Raw genomic sequence first — 22,677 nt, forward strand, 5'->3', positions numbered from 1 at the left:
CTTATTATAGCTAAACAAAACGTACTCGTATTAAGCCGCGATAATATTCAAATCAATGAATAGTATGAAGTTAATATTTAAGATCTGCTTTTTCGCTCAGACACGCTTCTTGTTGGCGTTTTAAAAGCTACGCTTTTGGGCGTCAGATGAGTGTAACCGAATACGTGACTACTTTGAAAAATAAGAAACAATACACTGACACAGCATCATCCCTGTAACTGAAATTAAGTGGATCATGCCTATTGTTTTATCAACGGGACGTGCATATTTGGCAACAAAACGACCATCAAACATCGGAGTTGGAATGCGGGAGCGTTCAAAAAACATCGCAAATACATAAAATGAAACACTAGCGCCAATACCTTCATCCCAATTTGGGGGAAGTACACCATCCTTTTTCATATTTTTATTAATATGTTTAACAGAAATTCTTGAAAACAGTATGCCAGAGGCAAAGCTACCTATCATAAATACGATAAGAGAATACCCCGCAAAATGAGCTGCGGGCATCTAAAATACCCCTTCAAATATAGGTTTTCTGTCGTATATGTTTTCAGAGGTTTGTTTCATGAATTTGCTCATTTCATTACTCGCTGCAAAACCAACATATAGCCCTACACCTAACGCAATAACCCACCCATCGCCGTGGGGTTCCAAGGGGCGATATCCGTCCCTTGATTGCCATCGCCAATGCGACATGTATAAGTAATTTGTCGGCCTAGTAAAAAAAAGCCTCTAAAATCATCATAGAAAATAGACTCAACAAAAAGCCTGTAGTAGAAATAAGGTGCAAAAAAGCTAAAAACTTGTCTATTGGTCTTGCATACTTTGCAACATGGCTACCATCAAATAGTGGAGTTGGTTTTCGTGCCCTTTTAAAAAAAATAGCCATAGCGTAAAATGGCGCGCTTGCACCGATTCCTTTATCCCAGCTTGGGGAGCTTATTCCATCTAGTATCATTTTATTATCAATGTATTTAATTGAAACTCGCGGGAATAAAACAGCCATTATCATAAGATAAAAAAAGAAAAAGATAGTGCTGTATAATAGTATTTCTAGTATGGGCATTAGAAAAGTTCTTTTGTTAGAGGTTGTCTATCATATAAATTTTCAGTAATCTTTTTTGCTTTTTCATTAACATATAAGCTAACTCCAAAACCAACAAGTAAGCCTATTCCTACAGCTACGACCCAACCGTAAGGAGTTAGCATTAAAATTGTCGATAAGGCTGTTGTTGTAGCTGTAGCAGTATAAATTCCCGCTAAAGTTGAAACTCCAAAACCAGCCATTTCAGCTGATATACTTCTATGCCAGTCACCACCATTTTTATAATCACGATAAACAGAAACTCCTCGCACAACAGCATCGAAGGCACTCATTTTATATAATGCTAACTTTTCTAATGAAGTCAATATACTAGCAACTGTTATTATATGGTGAGTGTTTAGCTTTACTTTAATAAAGGCTTTTAAATAAGGTAATAATGCAGAGGCAAACTATCATTCCCGTCACTGAAATAAAATGAGCTGCTGCTATTGCTCTATCAATAGGCCGCGCATGTTTAGCTACAAAGCGGGCATCAAATAACTTGTTCTTAATTCTATACTTACTAAAAAGCATTGCAAATACATAAAATGAAGCACTCGCCCCAATCCCTCGGTCCCAACTAGGTGGATACACGCCACCCTTTTCCATTTGTATATTTATATATTTAATTGTCATTCTTGAAAGCAAAAGAGATGAAACAAAAAAGCTAAAAAGAAACGTTAAAAACAAGTAAGTTAATATAGGTGCTAGGTCCATTTATAAAATACCCGTATGAATAGGTTTGCGATCATAAATATTCTCAGTCGCCTTTTTAACTAAAGTATTGGTTCCAATACTCATGGCAAATCCGGCTGCAAAGCCTAATCCAATAGCAACAATCCATCCGTAAGGCGTTAACATTAGAAGTGTACTTGCGGCTAAATGTGTTGTTATAAAAGCACCAGTTGCTATCCCTACTGCTGTTGACGCCCCAAAACCAGCCATTTCAGCTGATATACTTCTATGCCAGTCACTATCATTTTTATAATCACTATAAACAGAAATTCCTCGCACAACAGCATCGACAGCAATCATCCCATAACCTAGCCAACGAGCATTATTTTCGAGACGTTTTATTTTGTTTAATTCAGCAGTACTACTTATATCAAGTTTAGATGAATGTCTGGCACTTTTGGCTATATGAACACCACGGTCAGGGTTAGACCAAACAGTACCTCTTCGACTTGCACGGTTAGTATTCATAAAACGCTGTAATTCAGCTTGGTATTTAACTTGCAAATCTTTAAATATAGCAAGTGCTTTTTGCTCTAAAGCAACCATGTGGTATTTAGGCATACCTGATTTATGTGCGGCTCGAATGTCTTTTAAAGATGCTTCATATTTAATCGCTAAATCAACAAATTTTGAACTGCGAGCTTCTATTGATGTGGCACCTGAACCAACAATAGCATGTGTGTTACTTTCTAAAAATGGTATCACTTGAGCTTGAAAGTCAGAAATTGCAAGCAAGGTTTCACTCCCAAAATCACGTAACATACCTGCAATATTTCTTTTTGATTGAGCTGGTAGTAGCGAGAATTGTCTGAGTATATTTTTTTGTTCTGAGGTAGGGTTATCTGAGAGTTGAGAATATTCTTTGCGCCAGATATATGGTGTACCAGAAGTTATTACTTCATTTTTTATATGGCTGTTGTCCTTTGAAAAAACGTCTTTTTTGTCTGTTTTGCATTGAACTGCTTTTTTTGTAATTGGATCAAAACAAATAACTATATCTATCGCCATGGTAATTCCTTTTACTTTAATGGGTACGACACCATAATAAATCGCATATATTTTTTAGTCAAATATCTCCAACGTTTTTATTTACAACAAATTTGAAGGCGGCTGCAGAGATAACTCCTATTATGTCCACGCCCGAAATTGATTAATGATAATTAATTTACAGCAGAGCTTATTTTTAAAAAGAAGGCCATTTGATAGTCATGGCTAAAGCGGTAAAGAAGCTCTAAAAAAGAGCGTGATCAAACTTCGCGCCTACATCGAGTGTTAAAAGAAAAGCTTGATGTAACCTTGTAAACCCGCATTGCTTTTGTTTAAAAGCTGCGCTTCTAACGTCAGCAAGCTTCGTCTACAAGAAAAATTAAACATCGACCATTTAGCTTGAGCCAAGTATGCGACTAATTTTTCCTAAACCGTAAGTACCAATGAAGCAAAACAGGGGCAATATTTAATGCACTGCTAACCTTAAATAGGTACACTTATTTGAGGTGTTATTTAAAGGAGTGAATAATGATTAAATGGATTTTAGTTTTGCTTAGTTTTATTTCAACGTACTCATATGCAGGCGAGGCCTACACGCAAAGTAAGTGCGAAAGCATAGAAAAGGAGCGTGAATCTATTCGCTCTCAATTTGGGCAGGGTTATAGCATTAAAAAAGGTGAGCGATTAACTGCTCGCGACAAAGTGTTATTTACCCAATTGGCAAAGCACTGTAATAAACTTAGAAAGAGTAATAACTCATACCGCCCACATGCTGCACATTCGGCGAACACCAACTGGTTACTTAATCAAAAGGTATCAAACATGACCTTGCACAGTGCCAGCTATAAAAACAAAGCTAAGCTTGAGGCGTGGTCTAAATTTTATAGCTTGCCTAAGCGGTGTCGTAAAAAAGGGATGGAGACAAGCGATTTTGTTTGGTGTAGCGAGTATAGAGTAGCGCAAAAGCAAGTATTTGAGACCCAATGGCAGGGGCCCCATAACTATGTTTAATACTAAGGTTCGCATAGTATTTATGTTTGTTGTAATGCTTATTGCCTCAGCGCTTATTGCTAATCATTTTACAGGGCGGGTGTTTAATTATCACGACCCGATAGGTGAAGTTAAGCGTATTTATAACGATTTAACCGTAACTCAGCCAAGTAAGCCTTTAGTTAAAGTACAACCCGTAAACTCTATAAAAACGCCGGCGGGCAGCAGCTCTTTTGTGCCTGCGCGTAATCACTCGCCTCAAGCAGATAAAACACAATGTACAGATGTATCTTTAGGCGACGTAAAATATAAGCGTAACGGTGATATATACACTTGGACCGACAAGGCGGGTATTGCACATTTTAGCGATACCAAGCCTAGCTTTGCTGTTGCAACGTACGAGAGTAATTTTTCTGAGCCACTGGATTATTTTGACCTTAATTTAAACACGCCAAATTTACCGCCTTCATTTAACCAAAAGCTACAAGTAAAACTCAATACAGTATTTAAGGTGTATGGACAAATTATTGGTGCGCATGCTCTAAAAAAGGTAAAACTAAACTTAACGGTATTACCTAACCGTAGGGCTTATAGCGCCGCTATTAGGAACAATGGCGGCAACCCAGAAAATACAGCAGGAATGTATTTTCATGCAACTAACTCTGCGTTTATTAATTTTAGTGGCGAACAAAACACCATGAGAACGGCAGTACACGAAGCCGTACATGCCATTAATAAAGCAGTTTTAGGGTACACGCCTAGGTGGTTAAATGAAGGGCTTGCTGAGTATTTTGAGTTTACCCGTAACAATATGCAAACTGCTATTGTAGAGCCAAATCAAACCTGGGTACGTAATAATAAGCTTACTAAAAACGTGTTTAGACTTAATCGGTTAACGGGGTTAAATAATACGTGGCAAAAAGACGACAGCAGTATGCTTTACGCTAGTAGCTGGGCTGCAATTTATTTTTTAATGGATACCCAAGCAGGCAGAGTATTACTTAAAAATATTATGCTGGCAGAGCAGAAAAACCCCTGTAACAAGCTTTCGAAAGATCAATTAAACGCGATGTTATTTAAACAGTTTCCTGCGTTTAATCATGACTATTCAAAATGGTTAAAAACGCCATTTAAGCCACATAATTTTTAGCTTGTTTTGTTAGACGCGCAACTTGTTGGCGTTCAAAAGCTGGGCTTTACGGTGATAATTTATAAGTAATGAGAAGCTGCGCCTCTAACGCGAGCAAGCTTCGCCCCTACGGTAAACTTGAATGCCGCTACCCAAAACTCATTACGTCTCTATTTAAATAATATTGCAATCATATTAAATACCGCTAAACTAATCATTAGTTAATTAATGACCGATTAGGTAGTCATTTATGAGATCTGAACAAGCATTAAAGCTGGCGCGTCGCTTGGGTGATTTAATTCGTCAGCATCGTACTTTACTTTATACCCAGAGCACGTTCGCTAAGATGATTGGTGTATCTCGCTCCACGGTACAAAAGCTTGAACAAGGAGAGGTAGTAAAAAGCGATATATTGTTTGAAGCCCTTGTTGTTCTTCAATTGCAAGGCTCATTGCTGGATGAAATTAACGAGCTAGCCGCAGATGTGGGCGGTTATAATGCAAGACAGCGTAAAAGCAATAAGACTCAGGTGGTTAACGATGACTTCTGAAGCTTATGTATTTATTGACGGTTTAGAAGACAGCCCCATAATTTGTGGTTTTTTTAAGTTAAATCCACAAACTGGCCGAGGTGAGTTTAATTATGGTAAAAGTTACCTTGCGCGCTCTGATGCGTTTGCGCCCCTTGGTTGCCAACGCCAACGCCAACGCCAACACCAACGCCAACGCCAACACCAACGCCATCACCAACGCGACATAGGGAACTAAAAATACAGAGCGCGAGCAAGCTCACGTCTACAAGCGCGATATAAAATCGCGCCTACATGTTAGTGCCTTTCTTTATGTAATCTTTGCATCTTTTAGCAAATTAAAGCTGCTGTGTGCGGTTTTAATTATGCGGTTATTTACTTCGGGTAATTTTATTTAAGTTTTAGTAACAATAAACGCAAACTTTTTGATTGAGGTGTGGTCATAAAAAGAGTTGCTTTTTACAGCTTGTTACAAATAAATAACGTGCTGCTTGGTTGTAAAATGAGCGTGTAGCTATTGCCAGCATTATAATGTGGCGCGCTGAGCTTACCAGTGGTTCATTAAATATTAACATTGATAAAATTGTTCTTTTAATTTGCACTGTCTAGTATTAAAGATTGACAGTACACACCCAAACAAAACATAATATTAACATTGGCTACACTTAAAAAGCATTTCACTTAATTGTATTGCGTAAATTGGTTGAAGGAGGGAAGTATTATGAACAAATTACTCATTGCATGCGCTATTACTGCTGCAACTTTGTACGTGTTTAAAAACGATTTGACCGCCTTGGCTCAAAATAATCTACCCAACTCAATAACTAACACCACGGCTGTGCAGCCTGCTCAACCTCTGGTGGTAGATATACAAGCAATGCAAAGTAGCCACGATGTAACTAATAAAGAAGGCACTGCACTTACCGAGCAAATAGTGATTACCCCCCAAGAGGTAGGTGAATACTCTGAGCTAGAAAGCGCTGCTCAAATTCAAAGCACGCTTGATTTAGCACAGTCAGAGCAAGTGTTTTTAGATAAAGTGCAAAGCAGCTTTGCTGAAAAGTCGCTATTTTTATACAGCTTTGAGTGTAAGCAAAACGATTGTAATGCAGGTATTGTGGCAACCGACGGCCAACCTAAACACGAAGACATAGCCGGCGTGTTAGCGCATTTATCGGCGTCTGAAGAGTTTGCTAATCACTCTGTGCAATTAGCGGGTGTGGCGGTTAATAACGATGGTATTTTACAATACGATTTAAATATTAAAAACATGCCCCCCGAATAATACTAAGCGTAATAATAGTTAATTATTTTGAGAGGCCAAACTTGGCGCTAGCTGTGTTAAAAATACAAAGATGCTAAAAGTACAGCAATGTACAACTAGTTAGTTTTAACAACTAAACAAGGCATTTTTAGCAATAAAACGTTTTCCCATTCTTAAAATAATTAAGCGAACTAATACAACTCTATACTTTTAAACGACAAAGCGGCCTTGTGGCCGCTTTTTTGTGCTGGAAATTGAGTAATGGCAGTTTTATCTTTAAATAGCGTATTTGCTGCGTTAAAAATTGTTTGTTTAGAGCAATAATATCAAGCTTATTTGCTCGGCTATTCTTTTGTTTGCATGTTTTTAGCGCGTTCTTCAGCCTCTATTAAGGCTTGTGATTTAGGCGCTTTCTTTTTTTCCTCAATCACGGGCTTTTTATCTGAGTTTGGGTCCCAGCTTTCATCTAGCGAAAGGTTTGCAAATGGGTTGCTAGAATCACTTTGCTTGGGCGTACTTTCAGGCTCTGGTTGCGCTGGCTTTTCTTGAGCTGGCTGTGGTTGGTGAGCTGTTGATATTGGCGCATCTAACGTGGGTTCGTTATTTGGTTTTGCTGAAACTGTAGCTTGTGCAGGTTCTTTACTTGGTTTTAAAGGCGCATCTGGATTGTAGGTGCGAATTTCGGGCTCTTTAAAGTCGTGTTCGCTATTTAACGTGGTTTGATCAAGCTCGCTGTTTTTATCGGCTGTATGCAGCTGCGCGCTGGTATTAGGCTCAGTGATAGGGTTACTAGGCGCAGCCGGTTCGTTTATAAGAGTAGACTCTTGTGGTTTTACTTCCTCAACGGGCTCTGCTTTTGGCTGTTCTACCGCGGCGGCTTTGTGCTTACGCGTGCGCTTAACCGAAGGAGCATCTGGGTTAAACTCTCTTACCTCGGGCTCTGCAAAGCCTTTTGCATTTTGAATACGCGCTAATGTATTTTTTGCGGCAGCTTCAAACTCTGCGGTGTTTGGCTCTGGCGCTACTTTTTTAGGTTCAGGTGCTGGTGCATCTTCTTCTGGTTTAGCTTGTTCTGGCTCAGCCTCTGTGGCTTGCGTATTGGCAGGCAATGGCTCGTTAATTGTCTCGTTTATTGGTGCATTAGAGCTTGCAGGCTCTGGCTCACTCGGGGCCGAAACCGTGGGCACAGCTGGTTTTGAAAGTTCATCACTTGGGGTTGGAGCCGTTTTGGGTGGTGCTGCTTGCGCTGCGCTTTTGTTGTTATTTTTTGGGGCTGTAGCCGTTGGAGCAACAGGCGGCTCGGGCTTATTTTGTTTAGCGCGGCGTAAACGTATAACCACCATGGCGCCAATTAATACCACAATAAGCAGTAGCAAACTTGGTAACAATAATGAACTTGGTGGCTCTGCAACTGGCGCAGGTATAAGTACAGGTGCGGGTTTGGGCGTTGTATTAACCGTTGGCTGCTCTTTTTTAGGCTCTATTATAGGCGCTGCTTTTGGGCCTGTTTCAGTGGCCACCGGCTGCGCTTGGCTAGTGGTAGGTGTTAACTCGCTGCTATTAGGCGCAAGTTCACCCTTAGGTGTGCTTGGCGCATCCTTTCCTGTATTAATTGGCGCAGCCTTAGGCTCGTTAATTTCTGAGCTTTGCTGGCTTATTTGATTTGTAGGCTGAGAGCTTGTAGTTGCTTTGCTTGCGCTTTGTTTTATTGCTTTTTCGGCCGCAGTTATTTGCTCAAGCAGCTGTTGTTCTTGCTCGGGGGTAAGGGTAAGTGGTTGTGGCTCTTGTTCAACAACTGGCGGCTCTACAGGTTGTGGTTTTGTTTGTACTTGCTTGGGTTTATTACAGTTTCTTTTAAAATCGCGTGCGGCGCTGCGGTATTTGGCACTGGCTTTATTATTACTGTACTGCTGCATTTCTTGCTTAATTAAAATACACATGGCTTCGTTATAGGCAGCACTTTGGTTGCTGTAAAATAAAGCAAAGCAAAAAATAAGTTGAGAGAGTCTAATAATCATAAAACACGGCGCTTAAGTATCAATAGTCTGATTTTAAGCGCAAAATTAAAATATATCTAGGCACTAAGGGCGACTAAATCGCGGAGTGAGGTTTGTAACCTAGTGAGATAAGTAAAAACCACCCAACAGCACGCCCTCGTTAATCAATCACCATTAAGCTGCGATACTCGTCGTAGGCAAATTGGTCGGTCATGCCACTTATGTAATCTTGAATTAGCCTACAACGGTAGTAAAACTCGTAAGCGGCAAAGTGATCGGGCTCTTCTTGCATGGCATCTATGGCGTGCTGATAACTATTTAAGTGCTTTTTAGAGAGCTTTTTAACCAAACGCGATTCGATTAATAATCGTGAGTCGCCATTTAATGCGCGTTTAAAATCGTCGCTGTTAAGTTGTAGCAGTGGTTTATAACAATCGAGCAGGCCGTTAATGATGCGATAGCCTTGTAGTTCGAGTTTTTCTACCTCTTTGTGAGAAAACACATGCTTAAGCGCCACCTGTTTAAGGGTTTTAGTAACGGCGTGTAGGTGGCTGTTATCTTCTAGTAGGGCTTGGTTAAAGTCGCCGTGGTAAATAGGCTCAATGTGCTCTATATAACGCTTTGCGGCGTGGTTTACAAGCGGGTGAAGCAAGGCCACGCGCAGATAAATAAAAAACTCGCTATTAAAGTTGTAAGGCTGCGCGTTGGCGCGCTCTAGTGCGTAATCTACCGCTTTATCTACAAAATTTAGGTGTTCGGTGTCGTCAATGGTTAGGTTTATAAGGGCTTTTTTATATTCACTTTTTAGCTGCTGACAAAGTAGCTCGGTGGTTATTATGTCTTTTTCTACGGCGTCTTCTATGTCGGCTAAGCAATACGAAATATCGTCGGCGGCTTCCATAATGTAACTTGCCGGATGGCGGCAGTATGGCTCTATAACCAGCTCGTTTTGCAATGCCTCTATAAAGGTTTTTTCGCTGTAGTAGTAACCTACTTTTTTCATTAAGTAGTTTTTATTTTGCGGTATGTCTTTTGGGTTTAATCCCGCGGGGCGGGTGTACTTTAAAATGCCCGCGCTTTGGCAATAAGTTAAGTTTAACCCCAGTAGCGAATGAATTATGCGTATGCCTTGGGCGTTGCCTTCAAAATTACAAATATCGTGCGCTAGGTGCTTAAAAATAACCCCTATACCGGTATTTTGCTCTTGGCAGCGCGCTGGTGTAACACTTGCTAAATTGTTATTAAACCAGTGATTTATGGCAGCTTCGCCAAAATGTCCGAAGGGTGGGTTGCCTATATCGTGCATTAGGCAGGCCATTTCTACTAGGCTTTCTAGTGGGCGCTCTAGCCCTTTTAAGCCAAACTCGGTTTGTTGCTCAAAGCTTAAATTTGCAAAAATGCGCTGTACTATAAAACGGCCAACTTGCTGTACTTCTAGTGAGTGAGTTAAGCGCGAGCGCACCGCTGCGTTTCGCTCTAGCGGAAAAACCTGGGTTTTTTGCTGCAACCTACGAATAGCTGCACTGTTAATTATACGACCGCGATCGCTTTCCATCGCCATTTGTAAATTTGCAGTCGTGCGATACATGCGCGCTGGGGTTATTTTTTTACTAAAGTCGATAGTCATCGGAGTCCTTGCTTAGTGGTGACGACTGGCAAAGTAAATGCGCGTTGTCATTCGTTTTAAATACTTACTAGTTAATATATACATCTAGACGAGTTAGGTACAGGTGCTTGTATCATTTAAGGCCTGGCAATTGTATTATAAAGCTATATTTTTCAGTATTTAACGCATTTTAATGTAGGCGAGTATTTGTAATGAAGTATGTATTTTTAAAGGCGATGATGTTGGCTCTTTTAGTGTTAACCAGCCAAGCGACATATGCGGCAAAAGAGCAAACCGTTGTACTTATATCAATAGATGGCATGCGTTGGGATTATATAGAAAAACACGGCGCGCCTAATTTAAAAGCAATGGCTGCTAAAGGTGTACGCGCGCAAAAACTAATGCCTGTTTACCCAACAAAAACGTTTCCTAATCATATTTCTATTATTACAGGGTTGCTGCCGGTAAATCATGGCATTGTAGATAATAATTTTTGTGATAAAGCCCGTAAAAACGAGTGCTACAGCATGGGTAAAGGTATGCGCGATAGCACGTGGGTAAATGGCATTCCACTTTGGAATTTAGCAAAAATGCAGGGGCTAAAGTCGGCTACTTATTTTTGGCCAGAGTCGGATGCGCGCTTTAACGGTATGACGCCCGACTATTACTTTCATTATTCTAAATACAGTGAGTACCAAGGCCGTGTTGATCAAATAATACAGTGGCTAAGCTTACCTAAAGCGCAGCGCCCACGTTTTGTGGCAAGTTATTTTTCGCTTGTTGATAGCATGGGCCACGAGTTTGGCCCAGACGCACCGCAAACTCGCGATGCGGTAAAACAATTAGATGAACTAATGGGCCAATTACAAACCCGTTTGAGCAAGCTAGAGCAAGAGATTAACCTTGTTATTGTATCCGATCACGGTATGGCGCATGTAAACCCAGAGCAAAGTATTGATGTTTCTACATTGCCTCAAAACGATAATTTTATAGTTAAAAATACCGGCCCGCGGTTACTTATTTATGCAAAGCCTGCTGTAACAAGCGAGCAAATTACAACTTACAAACAACGTTTGCAACAAGCCGCAAACGGGCGTTATACGGTATTAAACGACGAGCAATTAGCAGCATATCACTACAATAAAGGCACTCGTGTGGGCGATATTGTTGTGCAAACTAATGCGCCAGCGGTATTTACTAACGAAGGCAAAGCAATGTACTTAGGTACTCATGGCTATGCCTATACCGATGATATGGCGGCTACATTAATTGCAGTAGGGCCTGCTTTTAAACAAGGGCTAAGCCTTGAAAAGGTAAATAATCTTGATATTTACCCGGTACTTGCAAAAGCAATGGGGCTTAAGCTTTTAAGTAAAGTAGATGGTGACGGTAAAACGTTAATGCCTGCTATAAAACAAAAAATAGTAGTGCATTAATTAACTGCGCACTTTTAGGCTTTTAGTGACTTAACCTTGAAAGCTCAACAGTCCCTAAGCCAAATAAAAAAGAGCGCAAATGCGCTCTAAAGGGAAATAATTATAAGTGGGCTATATACAGCCAGCTTTAAATCACTTACTTAAAGTTAGCAATGCTTGTTTTAGTGTCAGTAACCGTACGAATAGCATACGCTTGGTTAGTTACACCAAAAGCTAAGCCATTTACGCTCCAATTAGGGTTAGAGAAGTAATCGTATTGCGTTGCACTACCGTAAACATGCGGGTAAGCCATTATACTTGCAAATTCGTTTTGTACGCCGTGGCCCATTCCATCAACATATACGCCGCCCGATGTATCGCCTTGTTTACGTGAGTGCGCTAGGCCTTGGTTATGACCAAGTTCGTGTACAAACGTAGTGGCACCACAGTCAATAGCAGTAATAGAGTACATACGGTCGCTCATTGAGCTGTATAAATTACCGTTAGTGCCTTGGCCAACCCAAGCTAAACCACACGAGATTAAACCATTACCCGCACTTTGGCCGGTACCAAGTACGGCAACCATATCGGCTTTCCAGCTAGTGCGTAAACCATCTACGTAGCTGCTGTTAGTTACTGCATCTAACCAATCTTCAGACGGTGTAATTGCGTAATCGCCTAGGTTTTCTGTTCCCGCTAAACGCAGTGTAATGTCTACCCCATTTTGGCTATAAACCTGGTTACTAAAGGCGATCAGCTGGTTTATTTTAGTGTTTATGTTACTCGTAGCTGCGGCCGATTGGTCGGTATATAAAATACCAATATCAATCGTTACTGCCTGTGCTGCACTGGTTGCAAATAGCGCGCTGGCAATGGCTGCCGTAGAGATTAGTTTTTTCATTTTTATATTTCCTTACTTATGTAGTGGTTGGAAGTTTTACTGCTGATTGATTTAGTTGGGTTACTGCGTGTTGGGTTGTTCAGTTTTTTTTGGGGCAAACATATCTATGGTTTTATCTGTTTTTGGTGTGGGTGCATCTACGTGATGCTCTATGTGGTTTTGGTATAAGTCGCGTTTTGCTGCAATCCAGCCATATTTACCTTTACTTTCAAAAACGTAATTGCCGCTAGGTGCGGTAAATTGCCCATAAATTGCATCGTTTCCTACGGTCATAACCGTGGTGTGTAGTTGCCCATTGGCACCAATAACTTGGCCAAATATGCTTTTATCGCCATTACTCGCCTCCGATAACGAGGTGATTTCGGCGCTGTAGGTTTCAACGGTTTGCGGAATTGAAATATCAAACGAGTCGCCAGCTTCAAGGGCTTGTAACGTATTTAGGTCGAACTCTATGTAGGCTTCGTTGTTTAAATCGCTTGGTAGTACGTTGGCGTTGGTAAGTACCTCTTTAGCTTTTTCAGATACCTTGTTTATAGCCTCAAACTGGTTGCTTTTCGCTGGTGCCTCAATGGTTTTAGGTTTTACGTTAACGGGATCTTTACTCATATCAATGGGCTGTGGTGCTTTTTTATTTGCTGCAAATTGAGAGTCAACGGGCACTATATCCACTGCAACAGGCGCCGTTACCTGCTGAGGTTTTTCGGTATTAAATAGCAGCTGATAAATAGCAAATGCAGATAGACCAAGGGCAACAATTATTAAAATAGCGCGTTTCATTTGTTTCTCTTACGGGGTTTTTAGTTAACTAATTGTTACGTTTTATATCATCTAGAGAATTAGATCAAGTTGGTGATGGTAGTATAAAAGTGCTAATTATTTGCATTGTAAATGATTGTAAATAAACAATTTACCTATAATGGGTTTTGTTTGTTGAGCTAAAAAGGATGGGTTTTTATAGAGTTTTAGCGGGGTGTAAGCGTAAGCGAATAATTGTTTTTGTTTTTAATTTGGCAATGAAAGGTGTGATCTTTATAGGTAAAAAAAATTTTAAAATAATGAATATTTTTCACGCTTAATAGCGTAAACGCTAATTGCAAAGCGTAAATAGGCAACGTATGTTGTGGGCTTAAAAATCTAAAATTAAGAGGGATTTTATGACGTTTTCCGATCAGCTGCTTAATCGAGCAACCGCAGGGTTGGTGGCTGTTATTATTGGTTTTTCAAGTTCTATTGCGCTTATTTATCAAGTTGTTATAACCCTTGGCGGCACGCCCGATTTAGTCGCAAGCTGGCTTTTAATGCTAGGGCTGGTAATGGGCATAACCACTATTGGGTTGTCGTATTATTATAAAGTGCCCGTTTTAATTGCATGGTCTACCACTGGGGCGGCTTTACTTATTTCCAGCGCGCAGGGCTACCATTTAGGCGAAGCCATTGGTGCATTTATGTTTGCCGCTACATTGGTTTTTGTGTCTGGGGTTACCGGTTGGTTTGAAAAAATAATGAACCGTATACCGAGCGAACTTGCCTGTGCCATGCTGGCAGGCGTATTGGTTACCTTTGGTATAGATGTATTTAATTTTATGAATGAGCTACCACTGGTTATAGGCCTAATGGTGCTTATGTATTTTTTAGGAAAACGATTTTTTGCGCGTTTTGCCATGCTTAGCGTTTTAGTTGCAGGCGTGCTACTGGCGTGGCAAATGGGGCATATTGATACTGGCGCTATTCATTGGAAAATAAGTGAGTTTGCATACATAGCGCCGGTGTTTAACTTGCAAGCGTGTATAAGTATTGGCTTACCACTTTATATAGTAACCATGACCTCTCAAAACTTACCGGGTATTGCTGTACTAAAGGCTCATAATTATAAAGCGCCTATCTCAGCTACGCTTAATGTAACTGGTTTTATTAATATTTTAACTGCGCCGTTTGGTACGTACTCTATTAATTTAGCCGCTATTACCGCTGCTATTTGTATGAGCGACGAGGCCGATAAAAGCCCCGATAAACGCTATTGGGCAAGTATTGCCGCAGGCGTATTTTATATTGTTATGGCACTTTGCGCGGCAACGCTTGTTGGTTTAGTGGCAAGTTTACCCCAGGCATTAATTTTAGCCTTAGCGGGTATTGCGTTGTTTGGCACCATTGCTAATAGCTTGCAGCAAGCTTTAAGCTCAGCCCAATACACAGAGGCTGCAATAGTTACGTTTTTGGTAACCGCATCTGATTTAACCATGCTCTCGGTGGGCTCTGCGTTTTGGGGAATAATTGCCGGCGTTTGTACGTTGATGATCACCCGTAAAAGTTAAATAAAAGTGCCTATGAATAGGTTAAAACAGGTAAAAGCGTTGCTTTTAAAACGCCAGCAAGCTGCGCGTCTACAGGGTAATTTACCTCGGTGTTAATTTTGTTGGTAGTAGGCGCGAAGCTTGCTCGCGTAAATAGTGGCTATGACATTTAATAAATGCTTATCTTACAACTAAAAAAGCGGTGTTAAATTTAACACCGCTTTTTTACGTTAAGGCAATAAAGATGCGTTTAAAGCATTGGTTTTAGCACATCATATAAAGCGTTAATGTGATCGTCTCTGTCGTTTAAAGCGGCTATGTAACGGTACTTTTCGCCGCCTGCGTTTTCAAAAATTTCGCGATTTTCTTCTTCAAGCTCTTCGAGTGTCTCTAAGCAATCGGCGCTAAAAGCAGGGCTTAAAATTGCAACGTCGGTAATGTTTTCATCAGGTAACGATGCAAGCGTGGCGTCGGTGTATGGCTTTAACCATTCGGCTTTACCAAAGCGGCTTTGAAAAGTGCTAATTACTTTATCTTTATCAAGGCCTAGTTTTTCAACCACTAAACGCGTGGTTTGCAAACATAGGCAGTGGTAAGGATCGCCTCTATCTAAAAATAGCTTTGGCATACCGTGGTATGAAAAAACTAATTTTTGTGGCATGCCGTTTTTTTCTAAATCTTCACTAATGCTGCTAGCTAACGAATCAATGTAAGCGGTGTTTTTGTGATAACCATTTACAAAGTGTAGCTCTGGCACCCAGCGCCATTTTTGCAATACTCTTGATACGGCATCAAATGTTGAGCCGGTGGTAGGGCTTGAGTATTGCGGGTAAAGCGGTAGTACAATTATGCGCGTTAGGCCTTTTTCGCGCAGCTCTTCAAGGCCCGCCTCTATTGAAGGGTTGCCGTAACGCATGGCCATAACAACTTCGGTATTGGTGTAACCTTGCTCTTGGAGTAGCGCGTTTAGTTTGTCGCGTTGCAGGCGGGTAATATGTGTTAGCGGCGAGCCGTTTTCGGTCCAAATGCTTTCGTATAGTTTTGCTGAGCGCTTAGGGCGAATACGCAAAATTATACCGTGCAGTATTATCATCCACACTAAACGTGGAATTTCTACAATGCGCGGATCGGATAAAAATTCACGTAAGTAGGTACGCAGTGCCGCAGGGGTGGGCGCGTCTGGACTGCCTAAGTTGGTAAGTAAAATGCCCGTTTTTTGATTAAAACGTCCGTCGTGGGGATTGTCAGTGACTGCAGAAAATCGCGACACGCTGTGCTCCTTAAAGCAATGTGATACCAATTCGCAATAATACTTAATCATTTTGCGGGGCTAAACGTGTCGCTACCAGCGTTAAGCAATTCTCATTTAGAACAACTAAATAGCGAATTTTTTTGCCTAACTATCAACACGTTTTTCCACCCTCAAAATAAATTACTTAATTAAGCGGATTGGTATTAAACAGTTTAAAATATATACCCAGATTAACAGGTACCTGTTTGAATTAGTTTAGCTTATTTACGGTAATTGTAACGAAAAAAGCCACAGTTTAGATCACTCATTTAGCACTTTTTACCATTATTCTAAATGGGGTCGGTTTTTTGGCTTCTAGTTGCTGTAGTTTTTCGATGGATTTTTTACCAAACACATGGCCTTTAGGTAACAACATAATACCGCTGTGGCTGTGTAACGTATGGCCTAAAATCATATTGGCTTTTAGCTCTTGAGCGCTGCATATAATAATAGAGCCCGCATTATTAAGTTGCTCATTTAATTTGCTATGGCTTGCCTCGAGTGCGCGCACAATTTTAGGGTGGTAAAAAGTGCCACTGTACATTTTTACGCTTTCGAGTGCATCGCTGTGGCGCTCTTTGTCTGTGGGGCTTTGGCTTTGTTCAAATGCGTTCCAATAATCGCGAGCAACGCTAAGCACCATAGCGCCAATAGGAATGTCGTTTGCTGCTAATCCTTTTGGTAAACCGTTGCCGTTAAAGCGCTCATATTGATGATAAATTGCATCAGATACATCATGTAAATGTATTGCAGGCATCAGCATTAATTGTGCTGTGCTAGGGTGCGTATAAAAGGCTTTGCGCTGTTGCTCGCTTAGCCGGCTCACTGGCTTTTTATAGAGCTCTGGGTCCATAGCAAGCAAACCTATTTGCGCTAAGTAACCCGCCATGGGGGCTAAATCTATACTTTTTTGCGAGAGGTTTAAGTACAGTGCTATTTGGGTGCAGGTGTCGGCAATTTTTTGCGCTTTGTTGCCATCTAAGTATGGGTTGGCGTTTATAAAATTATAAAGTAGCTCTACGGTGGCTTTGTGTTCGTGTTTTTCGCGCTCGTTTGCATCTTCTAGCTGTTTAAGTACCTGCTTAATTTGCTTTGTACGCTTTTCTACTCGTTGCTCTAACGAGTTATTTAATTCGAGAAGTTCTTTGTTTTGCTGTTTTACTTGCTGCTCGAGTTGCTTGTTTTGTTTTTTTAGCCGAAATTTTTCGATGCTGTCGTTAATGCTGCGCAAAAGCATATCGTTTTGCCATGGCTTTTGTATGTAGCCGTTAATTTGCGCTAGGTTTACAGCTGCTAGGGTGGTTTCTATTTCGGCGTAGCCGGTTAATAAAATACGTTGTGTTTCGGGGGCTTTGTTACGGGCTTGCTCTAAAAATTGCGCACCATTCATGGTGGGCATTTTCATGTCGCTAATAATTAAGCTAAATTCGTGGCTGTTTAAAAGCTCAAGCGCTTGCACTGGGCTTTTGCAGGTCATAAAACTAAAGTTATTATTTTTTAATAGGGAGGTTAGTGAGCGCAGAACAATTTCGTCGTCATCAACACAAAGTACATCTACGGCAGTGATTGAATGTGCAGCGTCTGCTGGTTGGGTCATAGTGCTACCTTTTAAAATAATAAGCATAGCCTAAAAATTGCCCCTAGTTTGCATAATTACGTATGGCAAACTAAACGTTATACATGGATGCGTATTTATGGAGCGAATAGGATGAGCACTTTAACCGACGACTACAAACAAGCCTTTTTAGATGAGCAGCAAAAGCGCATAGCCGCAGAGCAACTGCTTGCCGATAAAAGCCAATTGTTAGTTGTGTTAAATGGCGAACTAACCAAAAACGTTGCTGAGCTGTCCTTGTATCAGCAAATGTTTGTTCAGGCCGACAAAATGGCAAGTGTGGGTGTTTTGTCTTGCAGTATTGCGCATGAAATAAATAACCCGCTTTCGTATGTAATTAGCAATATAGAAAGCTTGCAATATGTTAGCCCTCTTTTATCAAAATCTCTTCACTATAACGAGCAGTTTTTAACCGGCCAATTAAATGCAGGGCAATTTAAAAGCGTGTTGGTTGATCTAAAAAAACAATACGAACTAGCATGGAATGGACACGAAATTTACTCGCAGTTGAGCGAAAGCCTAGATGGTTTAAAGCGCATAAAGCAAACCGTGCATAATTTATTAAACCTTAGCCAATTTACAAGTACCTATAACAAGCAATATATAGATGTAAGCGAGGTTGCAGGCTCTGCTTTAGGCGTGTTGCAAGGGCAGCTTAAATACTGCGAAATAAAAACCAATTTTGAGCAAGTGCCGCTTATTTGGGGGGAGCTGTCGTCTATTCACCAAATTTTTGTTGAGCTGTTATTAAATGCTCAACAAGCGTGCGAACATGAATTAGAAAAAGGCACCATTATTGAACTAAGCGTAACGCAGCAAAATGAGGGGGTATGTATAAAAGTGAAAGATAACGGTTGTGGAATGGATGAAAATACCCAAGCGCACTTATTTAAGCCTTTTTTTACTACACATAAAACCGCCCACTCATTAGGAATAGGAATGACCGTTGTTAACTTTATTTTGCAAGATCACGGCGGAAAAATAGAAGTTAGCAGTGCTTTAGGAACAGGTACTACCATTTGTTGTTGGTTACCCGTAAAAGTACAAAAAAGCGTGATAAACCCATTGTAAATAAAGTGTTAACTTGATTTGGGGTTGAAATTAAAATCCTTAATTGTATGTGTTTTGAACAAGTTTAAGTGTTATTTTTTAGTATTTACATTTTTTTGCATAGTTAGACCTATTATTTAGTTTTTTTCATTTCTTTTTATTTGCATATGTTGCTAGGATGTTCCCCAGTGCGATGCGTTACATCGCAATAACAAATATTAAAGAACACACTAAACAGGGTCGTCACCATGTCAACATACCGTTTAAATACATTAGCTGCCGCTGTTGCGTTTGCCGTAAGCGCACCAAGCATTGTAAGCGCTCAAGAAGCACCTGTTGAGGCTGCACAAAATATCGAACAAATTTCTGTATTAGGGTCGCGCGTTTCTAACCGCACCTCTACTGAGTCTTCGTCACCTATTGATTTAATAGACGCTGATGATTTAAACAAAGGCGGCTTTACAGAACTAGGGCAGAGTCTGCAAGCTACTGCCCCGTCGTTTAACTTTTCTCGTACGCAAGTATCTGATGGCTCTGATTTATTTAGACCAGCAACGCTGCGCGGCTTACAGCCAGATCAAACGTTAGTGTTGGTTAACGGTAAGCGCCGCCATAATCAATCTATTTTTGGCCTTAACGGCACTGTAGGTGCAGGCGCTGCCGGCACCGACATGAACGCCATTCCGCTAACTGCGCTTAAAGGTGTAGAAGTACTACGCGATGGCGCAGCAGCTAAGTATGGCTCTGATGCGATAGCTGGCGTAATTAACTTATCGCTTAATAATTCAACTGGCGTAACAACGGGTTACGTACAGTACGGCGGCACCAGTGAAGGCGACGGCGATACGCTTTCTGCAGGTTTAAATCGTGGTTTTGACTTAGGTAACGAAGGCGGCTTTATTAATTTATCATTTGAGTATCGTGATGCCGATGGCACTAACCGTGCAGAGCGCGATACCGGTGGGTCGTTAAATGTTGAGCCAGGCACGCTGAGTGAAGATGTACGTTGGAGCCAAGGTAACTCAGAAAGTGAATTTACCTCGTTGTTTTACAACATGGCTTTGCCAATGGGCGACAGCGAATTGTACTCATTTGGTGGCTATTCTGAGCGTACCGCGCTGGGTAATGGTTTTTACCGTAACTTTAACGAAGCGTCTAAAAATGTAACGCAAGTATACAGCGATGGCTTTTTACCCCGCATTTATAACGAAGCTGAAGATATTTCAGTAGCGGTTGGTTTTAGAGGCGATATAAACCCAGATTGGGGATACGATGTATCGGCAGTGTATGGCGAAAACAAATACGACTTTACCTCACGTAATACTATAAATGCCTCTTATGCGGCGGAGTACGTATTTAACAACCCAGATGCAAGCGATGCCGATATAGCAGCCAATGCAGGCCCAAGCGGCGGTTACTCTGGTGGTTTTAGATTTGATCAAACAACAGTTAATGCTGATTTTAACGGCATCGTTGATATTGGCCGCAATGAGCCTTTATATGTAACTATTGGTGCTGAATACCGTAAAGAAAACTACGAAATAGTACCTGGCGATGAAGCCTCTTACGCATGTGGCTTGGCAAATACCGATGCTTCGTACCCGTCAGTAAACGATCCTGATCAATTTGCTGAGTGTGGTTTTCAGGCTTATAACGGTTTGCGCCCAGAGGCAACAAACAAGAGCGATCGCCACAGCTACGCGTTTTATGTAGATGTAGAAACCATGGTAACGGATGCATGGAACGTAAGTGGTGCGTTGCGCTACGAAGACTTTTCAGATGCGGGCGATGACTTAATTGGTAAATTAGCAACACGTTATGAATTTAACGATGACTTTGCAGTACGTGGTGCGGTTTCTACTGGTTTTAGAGCGCCATCGCTTCAGCAAAGTGGTTATACCGCATTTACAACTAACCTAGGCTCAGATGGCACACTTACGCAGTCGTTCACTGCAAATACGGGGACTGCTTTTCCAAGTGCGTTAGGTGTAGATAGCCTAGAGCTTGAAACCTCAACTAACTACAGTGCTGGTTTTGTTTACGATGTAACAAGTGAGCTTTCGTTAACGGTTGATTTTTACCGCGTAGAAATTAAAGACCGTATTACGCTTGGTAGTTTACTTTCTGCAGAGGATGTTGCCTTTAGCGATGAAGCCGTAGCTGCGCTTCAAGCAACCGGCGCAGTGCAAGCTAACTACTTTTCAAACTCTGTAGATTCAACTACACAAGGTGTTGATATTATTGCCTCTTACCGTACTGATGTAGAGGGCGGTAATTTTGGAGTAACCTTTGCGGGTAACTTAAACGACACTAAAATTGATAACGTGAACGCAGAAGAAGGTATTCCTGAGTCGGTGGCGTTTGATGATTTACAACGTAGCTTTTTTACCGACGGCCAGCCAGGTGAGCGCGCAACTTTAACGTTTGACTATGAGCGTGATGCGTATGAAACAACGCTTCGCTTTAATTACTTTGGCGAAACAGACGTTAAATACTTTGGTAATGACCACATCCCTTTACCAGGTGAGCTTTCGCCTACGGGGTCGTTTAAACCAACTAGTACAGTTGAATCAGCAGTACTAGTGGATTTAAACGTTAGCTACCAAATTAACGAAATATTTAACGTATCGGTAGGGGCTGATAATATTTTTGATGAAACCCCAGATGAGCTAGGTGATGACGAAGTGCTTAACTTTATTACCAACGGCGCGTTTAAATACCCTGTACGTGCATTGCCTTACGGCTTTGACGGGCGTACTTATTATGCAAAAGTAAGCTTTGAATTTTAATTATTTGAGCTAAAACTTGTTACTAAGCGCAGTTATTTACTGCGCTTTTTTTATGTTTATTTATTATGAAAAAGAGCGTTAAAATACTTGCAAGGTTGAAAATTAGGCATACAATCGCCACTTCTTAAGGTTCTTATTGTTATAAATAGTTAGGAAATAAAATGGCTAAAAAATCGAAAACCAAAGCCGCAAATAATAGTGCGGTAGACACCGGCCGAGGTGTTATTAATCATAATGCGCTGGCGGCGCTAGTAACCTCTAAAGTGTTTAAACCTCAAGTGGTTAAAGCTAAAAAAGGGAAAGGCTCGTTTAAGCGCAATAACAAACACGTAGGACGAGAGTCTTATTTAATCGCGGCTTAAATAGCACCGATCAAATAAGACTTTTAACTACCTACTTTTTGCCAAGCATACGCGTAAGGGTGTTGTCTTTATCAATAATATGGTGCTTTAAAGCGCCCACAATATGTAAACCTAACGCGATAAGAAGCGCATTTGCTGTAATACCGTGAACGGTTTTTCCTATCTCTGCTAAGCCTTGGTTAAAAGCGAGGCTTTTTTGTGGGTTTTCTGGGTTGGGGTTGTGCGGAATAAGCTCTAGCCCGAACATCTCTACGCCATGCCCACCAAAGCCCGACATAATCAGCCCCGAAATAGGCATAAGTAACATGCTTATTATAAGAACGTAATGCACAATTTTAGCTAACACTTGCTCATAATTTGGGTGTTTAACATCGTGCTTTGGCCAGCCATTTACAATGCGCCATGTTACTCTTAATAACGCAAAAGCAAGCAGCATTACGCCAAATGACTTGTGCCAACTCATTAGAAAAAACGCTTTAAAGTTTTCCATATATAGGCCTGAGCCTAATAACCCAATAATTAAAATAGCTACAATCCAATGCAGGCTTATGGTGGTGTTGCTTAACGTACTTGTTGTATCTTTTGTAAGTTTCATTGTGGTTATTCCTAACTTAAAAAGTGGCGCTTAGTTGCGTGTAC

General features: G+C 40.9%; 22 protein-coding genes and 1 pseudogene. 10 read left to right on the forward strand and 13 right to left on the reverse strand.

Going from position 1 to position 22,677, the window contains the following annotated elements; all coding sequences use genetic code 11:
• Window positions 1-168 precede the first annotated feature (168 nt).
• From CWB60_RS16190 to CWB60_RS16210, 6 genes are all read right to left on the reverse strand, one after another.
• On the reverse strand, window positions 169-510 hold the full coding sequence (locus CWB60_RS16190; protein ID WP_138578933.1) for a hypothetical protein: 342 nt from the start codon (window positions 508-510) through the stop codon (window positions 169-171).
• A complete protein-coding gene (locus tag CWB60_RS20760) occupies window positions 511-657 on the reverse strand; it encodes a hypothetical protein (protein WP_171036160.1) in 147 nt (48 codons plus the stop codon).
• A gap of 61 nt (window positions 658-718) precedes the next feature.
• Window positions 719-1,069, reverse strand: a complete 351-nt coding sequence (locus CWB60_RS16195; RefSeq protein WP_138578931.1) for a hypothetical protein — start codon at window positions 1,067-1,069, stop codon at window positions 719-721.
• The gene (locus CWB60_RS16200) at window positions 1,069-1,413 is read right to left on the reverse strand and encodes a hypothetical protein (RefSeq protein WP_138578929.1); all 345 of its coding nucleotides are present in this window, start codon (window positions 1,411-1,413) and stop codon (window positions 1,069-1,071) included. The genes CWB60_RS16195 and CWB60_RS16200 overlap by 1 nt, the downstream gene beginning before the upstream one ends.
• A 43-nt stretch (window positions 1,414-1,456) precedes the next feature.
• Window positions 1,457-1,804, reverse strand: a complete 348-nt coding sequence (locus tag CWB60_RS16205; RefSeq protein WP_126009557.1) for a hypothetical protein — start codon at window positions 1,802-1,804, stop codon at window positions 1,457-1,459.
• Window positions 1,805-2,830: a DUF389 domain-containing protein gene (locus CWB60_RS16210; RefSeq protein ID WP_138578927.1), complete on the reverse strand. Its 1,026-nt coding sequence runs from the start codon at window positions 2,828-2,830 to the stop codon at window positions 1,805-1,807.
• 507 nt (window positions 2,831-3,337) lie between these two features.
• Between CWB60_RS16210 and CWB60_RS16215 the strand changes: the two genes are divergently transcribed.
• The 5 genes and pseudogenes from CWB60_RS16215 (at window position 3,338) to CWB60_RS16235 (ending at window position 6,742) form a co-directional block, all read left to right on the forward strand.
• Window positions 3,338-3,820, forward strand: a complete 483-nt coding sequence (locus CWB60_RS16215; protein ID WP_138578925.1) for a hypothetical protein — start codon at window positions 3,338-3,340, stop codon at window positions 3,818-3,820.
• Window positions 3,813-4,949, forward strand: coding sequence for a DUF1570 domain-containing protein (locus tag CWB60_RS16220; protein WP_138578923.1), 1,137 nt, complete (start codon window positions 3,813-3,815; stop codon window positions 4,947-4,949). Before CWB60_RS16215 ends, CWB60_RS16220 begins: the two co-directional genes overlap by 8 nt.
• Before the next feature lie 229 nt (window positions 4,950-5,178).
• On the forward strand, window positions 5,179-5,478 hold the full coding sequence (locus tag CWB60_RS16225) for a helix-turn-helix domain-containing protein (RefSeq protein ID WP_138578921.1): 300 nt from the start codon (window positions 5,179-5,181) through the stop codon (window positions 5,476-5,478).
• A pseudogene (locus CWB60_RS21125) lies at window positions 5,468-5,608 on the forward strand (type II toxin-antitoxin system HipA family toxin); the annotation flags it as partial. The gene CWB60_RS16225 and the pseudogene CWB60_RS21125, both read left to right, overlap by 11 nt.
• 570 nt (window positions 5,609-6,178) lie before the next feature.
• Entirely contained in the window at window positions 6,179-6,742 is a 564-nt protein-coding gene (locus CWB60_RS16235; RefSeq protein WP_064385816.1) for a hypothetical protein, read from the forward strand.
• Window positions 6,743-7,065: 323 nt separating this feature from the next.
• On the opposite strand, the gene CWB60_RS16240 is transcribed toward CWB60_RS16235, so the two are convergent.
• Both CWB60_RS16240 and dgt read right to left on the reverse strand, forming a co-directional pair.
• On the reverse strand, window positions 7,066-8,739 hold the full coding sequence (locus tag CWB60_RS16240) for a cell surface protein (RefSeq protein WP_138578919.1): 1,674 nt from the start codon (window positions 8,737-8,739) through the stop codon (window positions 7,066-7,068).
• Window positions 8,740-8,878: 139 nt separating this feature from the next.
• Entirely contained in the window at window positions 8,879-10,345 is a 1,467-nt protein-coding gene (gene dgt, locus CWB60_RS16245; RefSeq protein ID WP_138578917.1) for a dGTPase, read from the reverse strand.
• Window positions 10,346-10,536: 191 nt separating this feature from the next.
• Between dgt and CWB60_RS16250 the strand changes: the two genes are divergently transcribed.
• Window positions 10,537-11,760, forward strand: coding sequence for an alkaline phosphatase family protein (locus tag CWB60_RS16250; RefSeq protein ID WP_138578915.1), 1,224 nt, complete (start codon window positions 10,537-10,539; stop codon window positions 11,758-11,760).
• A gap of 136 nt (window positions 11,761-11,896) precedes the next feature.
• Here the strand turns inward: CWB60_RS16250 and CWB60_RS16255 are convergent, their stop codons facing one another.
• Window positions 11,897-12,640 carry a zinc-dependent metalloprotease family protein gene (locus tag CWB60_RS16255; RefSeq protein WP_138578913.1) on the reverse strand — a complete coding sequence of 248 codons (744 nt, stop codon included), beginning with the start codon at window positions 12,638-12,640 and terminating at the stop codon, window positions 11,897-11,899.
• 60 nt (window positions 12,641-12,700) lie between these two features.
• Entirely contained in the window at window positions 12,701-13,417 is a 717-nt protein-coding gene (locus CWB60_RS16260; RefSeq protein WP_138578911.1) for a protease inhibitor BamI-like protein, read from the reverse strand.
• A gap of 377 nt (window positions 13,418-13,794) precedes the next feature.
• Here CWB60_RS16260 and CWB60_RS16265 point away from each other — a divergent pair, with 377 nt between their 5' ends.
• Window positions 13,795-14,952, forward strand: coding sequence for a benzoate/H(+) symporter BenE family transporter (locus CWB60_RS16265; RefSeq protein ID WP_004589605.1), 1,158 nt, complete (start codon window positions 13,795-13,797; stop codon window positions 14,950-14,952).
• Between the two features lie 229 nt (window positions 14,953-15,181).
• Here the strand turns inward: CWB60_RS16265 and hemH are convergent, their stop codons facing one another.
• Both hemH and nosR read right to left on the reverse strand, forming a co-directional pair.
• On the reverse strand, window positions 15,182-16,201 hold the full coding sequence (gene hemH / locus CWB60_RS16270) for a ferrochelatase (RefSeq protein WP_064385809.1): 1,020 nt from the start codon (window positions 16,199-16,201) through the stop codon (window positions 15,182-15,184).
• Window positions 16,202-16,487: 286 nt separating this feature from the next.
• Window positions 16,488-17,819 (reverse strand): response regulator c-di-GMP phosphodiesterase, NosR family, encoded by a 1,332-nt coding sequence (nosR, locus tag CWB60_RS16275; RefSeq protein WP_138578909.1) that lies wholly within the window; start codon window positions 17,817-17,819, stop codon window positions 16,488-16,490.
• A 111-nt stretch (window positions 17,820-17,930) separates the two neighbouring features.
• Between nosR and CWB60_RS16280 the strand changes: the two genes are divergently transcribed.
• The 3 genes from CWB60_RS16280 to arfA all read left to right on the forward strand — a co-directional run bounded on the left by CWB60_RS16280 (window position 17,931) and on the right by arfA (window position 22,038).
• The gene (locus CWB60_RS16280; RefSeq protein ID WP_138578907.1) at window positions 17,931-18,908 is read left to right on the forward strand and encodes a sensor histidine kinase; all 978 of its coding nucleotides are present in this window, start codon (window positions 17,931-17,933) and stop codon (window positions 18,906-18,908) included.
• A gap of 227 nt (window positions 18,909-19,135) precedes the next feature.
• Window positions 19,136-21,676 (forward strand): TonB-dependent receptor plug domain-containing protein, encoded by a 2,541-nt coding sequence (locus tag CWB60_RS16285; protein WP_138578905.1) that lies wholly within the window; start codon window positions 19,136-19,138, stop codon window positions 21,674-21,676.
• Between the two features lie 161 nt (window positions 21,677-21,837).
• The gene (gene arfA / locus CWB60_RS16290) at window positions 21,838-22,038 is read left to right on the forward strand and encodes an alternative ribosome rescue factor ArfA (RefSeq protein WP_024032961.1); all 201 of its coding nucleotides are present in this window, start codon (window positions 21,838-21,840) and stop codon (window positions 22,036-22,038) included.
• A 31-nt stretch (window positions 22,039-22,069) separates the two neighbouring features.
• On the opposite strand, the gene CWB60_RS16295 is transcribed toward arfA, so the two are convergent.
• The gene (locus CWB60_RS16295) at window positions 22,070-22,633 is read right to left on the reverse strand and encodes a cytochrome b (RefSeq protein WP_054982087.1); all 564 of its coding nucleotides are present in this window, start codon (window positions 22,631-22,633) and stop codon (window positions 22,070-22,072) included.
• Between the last annotated feature and the right edge of the window lie 44 nt (window positions 22,634-22,677).

Source organism: Pseudoalteromonas sp. S327, from assembly GCF_005886415.1.
Classification (GTDB): Bacteria; Pseudomonadota; Gammaproteobacteria; order Enterobacterales; family Alteromonadaceae; genus Pseudoalteromonas; species Pseudoalteromonas atlantica.

Coding starts and splice junctions, on each gene's coding strand:
- CWB60_RS16190 (WP_138578933.1), bottom strand. CDS start 510: ATGCCCGCAGCTCATTTTGCGGGGTATTCTCTTATCGTATTTATGATA.
- CWB60_RS16195 (WP_138578931.1), bottom strand. CDS start 1,069: ATGCCCATACTAGAAATACTATTATACAGCACTATCTTTTTCTTTTTT.
- CWB60_RS16205 (WP_126009557.1), bottom strand. CDS start 1,804: ATGGACCTAGCACCTATATTAACTTACTTGTTTTTAACGTTTCTTTTT.
- CWB60_RS16210 (WP_138578927.1), bottom strand. CDS start 2,830: ATGGCGATAGATATAGTTATTTGTTTTGATCCAATTACAAAAAAAGCA.
- CWB60_RS16215 (WP_138578925.1), top strand. CDS start 3,338: ATGATTAAATGGATTTTAGTTTTGCTTAGTTTTATTTCAACGTACTCA.
- CWB60_RS16220 (WP_138578923.1), top strand. CDS start 3,813: ATGTTTAATACTAAGGTTCGCATAGTATTTATGTTTGTTGTAATGCTT.
- CWB60_RS16225 (WP_138578921.1), top strand. CDS start 5,179: ATGAGATCTGAACAAGCATTAAAGCTGGCGCGTCGCTTGGGTGATTTA.
- CWB60_RS16235 (WP_064385816.1), top strand. CDS start 6,179: ATGAACAAATTACTCATTGCATGCGCTATTACTGCTGCAACTTTGTAC.
- CWB60_RS16240 (WP_138578919.1), bottom strand. CDS start 8,739: ATGATTATTAGACTCTCTCAACTTATTTTTTGCTTTGCTTTATTTTAC.
- dgt (WP_138578917.1), bottom strand. CDS start 10,345: ATGACTATCGACTTTAGTAAAAAAATAACCCCAGCGCGCATGTATCGC.
- CWB60_RS16250 (WP_138578915.1), top strand. CDS start 10,537: ATGAAGTATGTATTTTTAAAGGCGATGATGTTGGCTCTTTTAGTGTTA.
- CWB60_RS16255 (WP_138578913.1), bottom strand. CDS start 12,640: ATGAAAAAACTAATCTCTACGGCAGCCATTGCCAGCGCGCTATTTGCA.
- CWB60_RS16260 (WP_138578911.1), bottom strand. CDS start 13,417: ATGAAACGCGCTATTTTAATAATTGTTGCCCTTGGTCTATCTGCATTT.
- CWB60_RS16265 (WP_004589605.1), top strand. CDS start 13,795: ATGACGTTTTCCGATCAGCTGCTTAATCGAGCAACCGCAGGGTTGGTG.
- nosR (WP_138578909.1), bottom strand. CDS start 17,819: ATGACCCAACCAGCAGACGCTGCACATTCAATCACTGCCGTAGATGTA.
- CWB60_RS16280 (WP_138578907.1), top strand. CDS start 17,931: ATGAGCACTTTAACCGACGACTACAAACAAGCCTTTTTAGATGAGCAG.
- CWB60_RS16285 (WP_138578905.1), top strand. CDS start 19,136: ATGTCAACATACCGTTTAAATACATTAGCTGCCGCTGTTGCGTTTGCC.
- arfA (WP_024032961.1), top strand. CDS start 21,838: ATGGCTAAAAAATCGAAAACCAAAGCCGCAAATAATAGTGCGGTAGAC.
- CWB60_RS16295 (WP_054982087.1), bottom strand. CDS start 22,633: ATGAAACTTACAAAAGATACAACAAGTACGTTAAGCAACACCACCATA.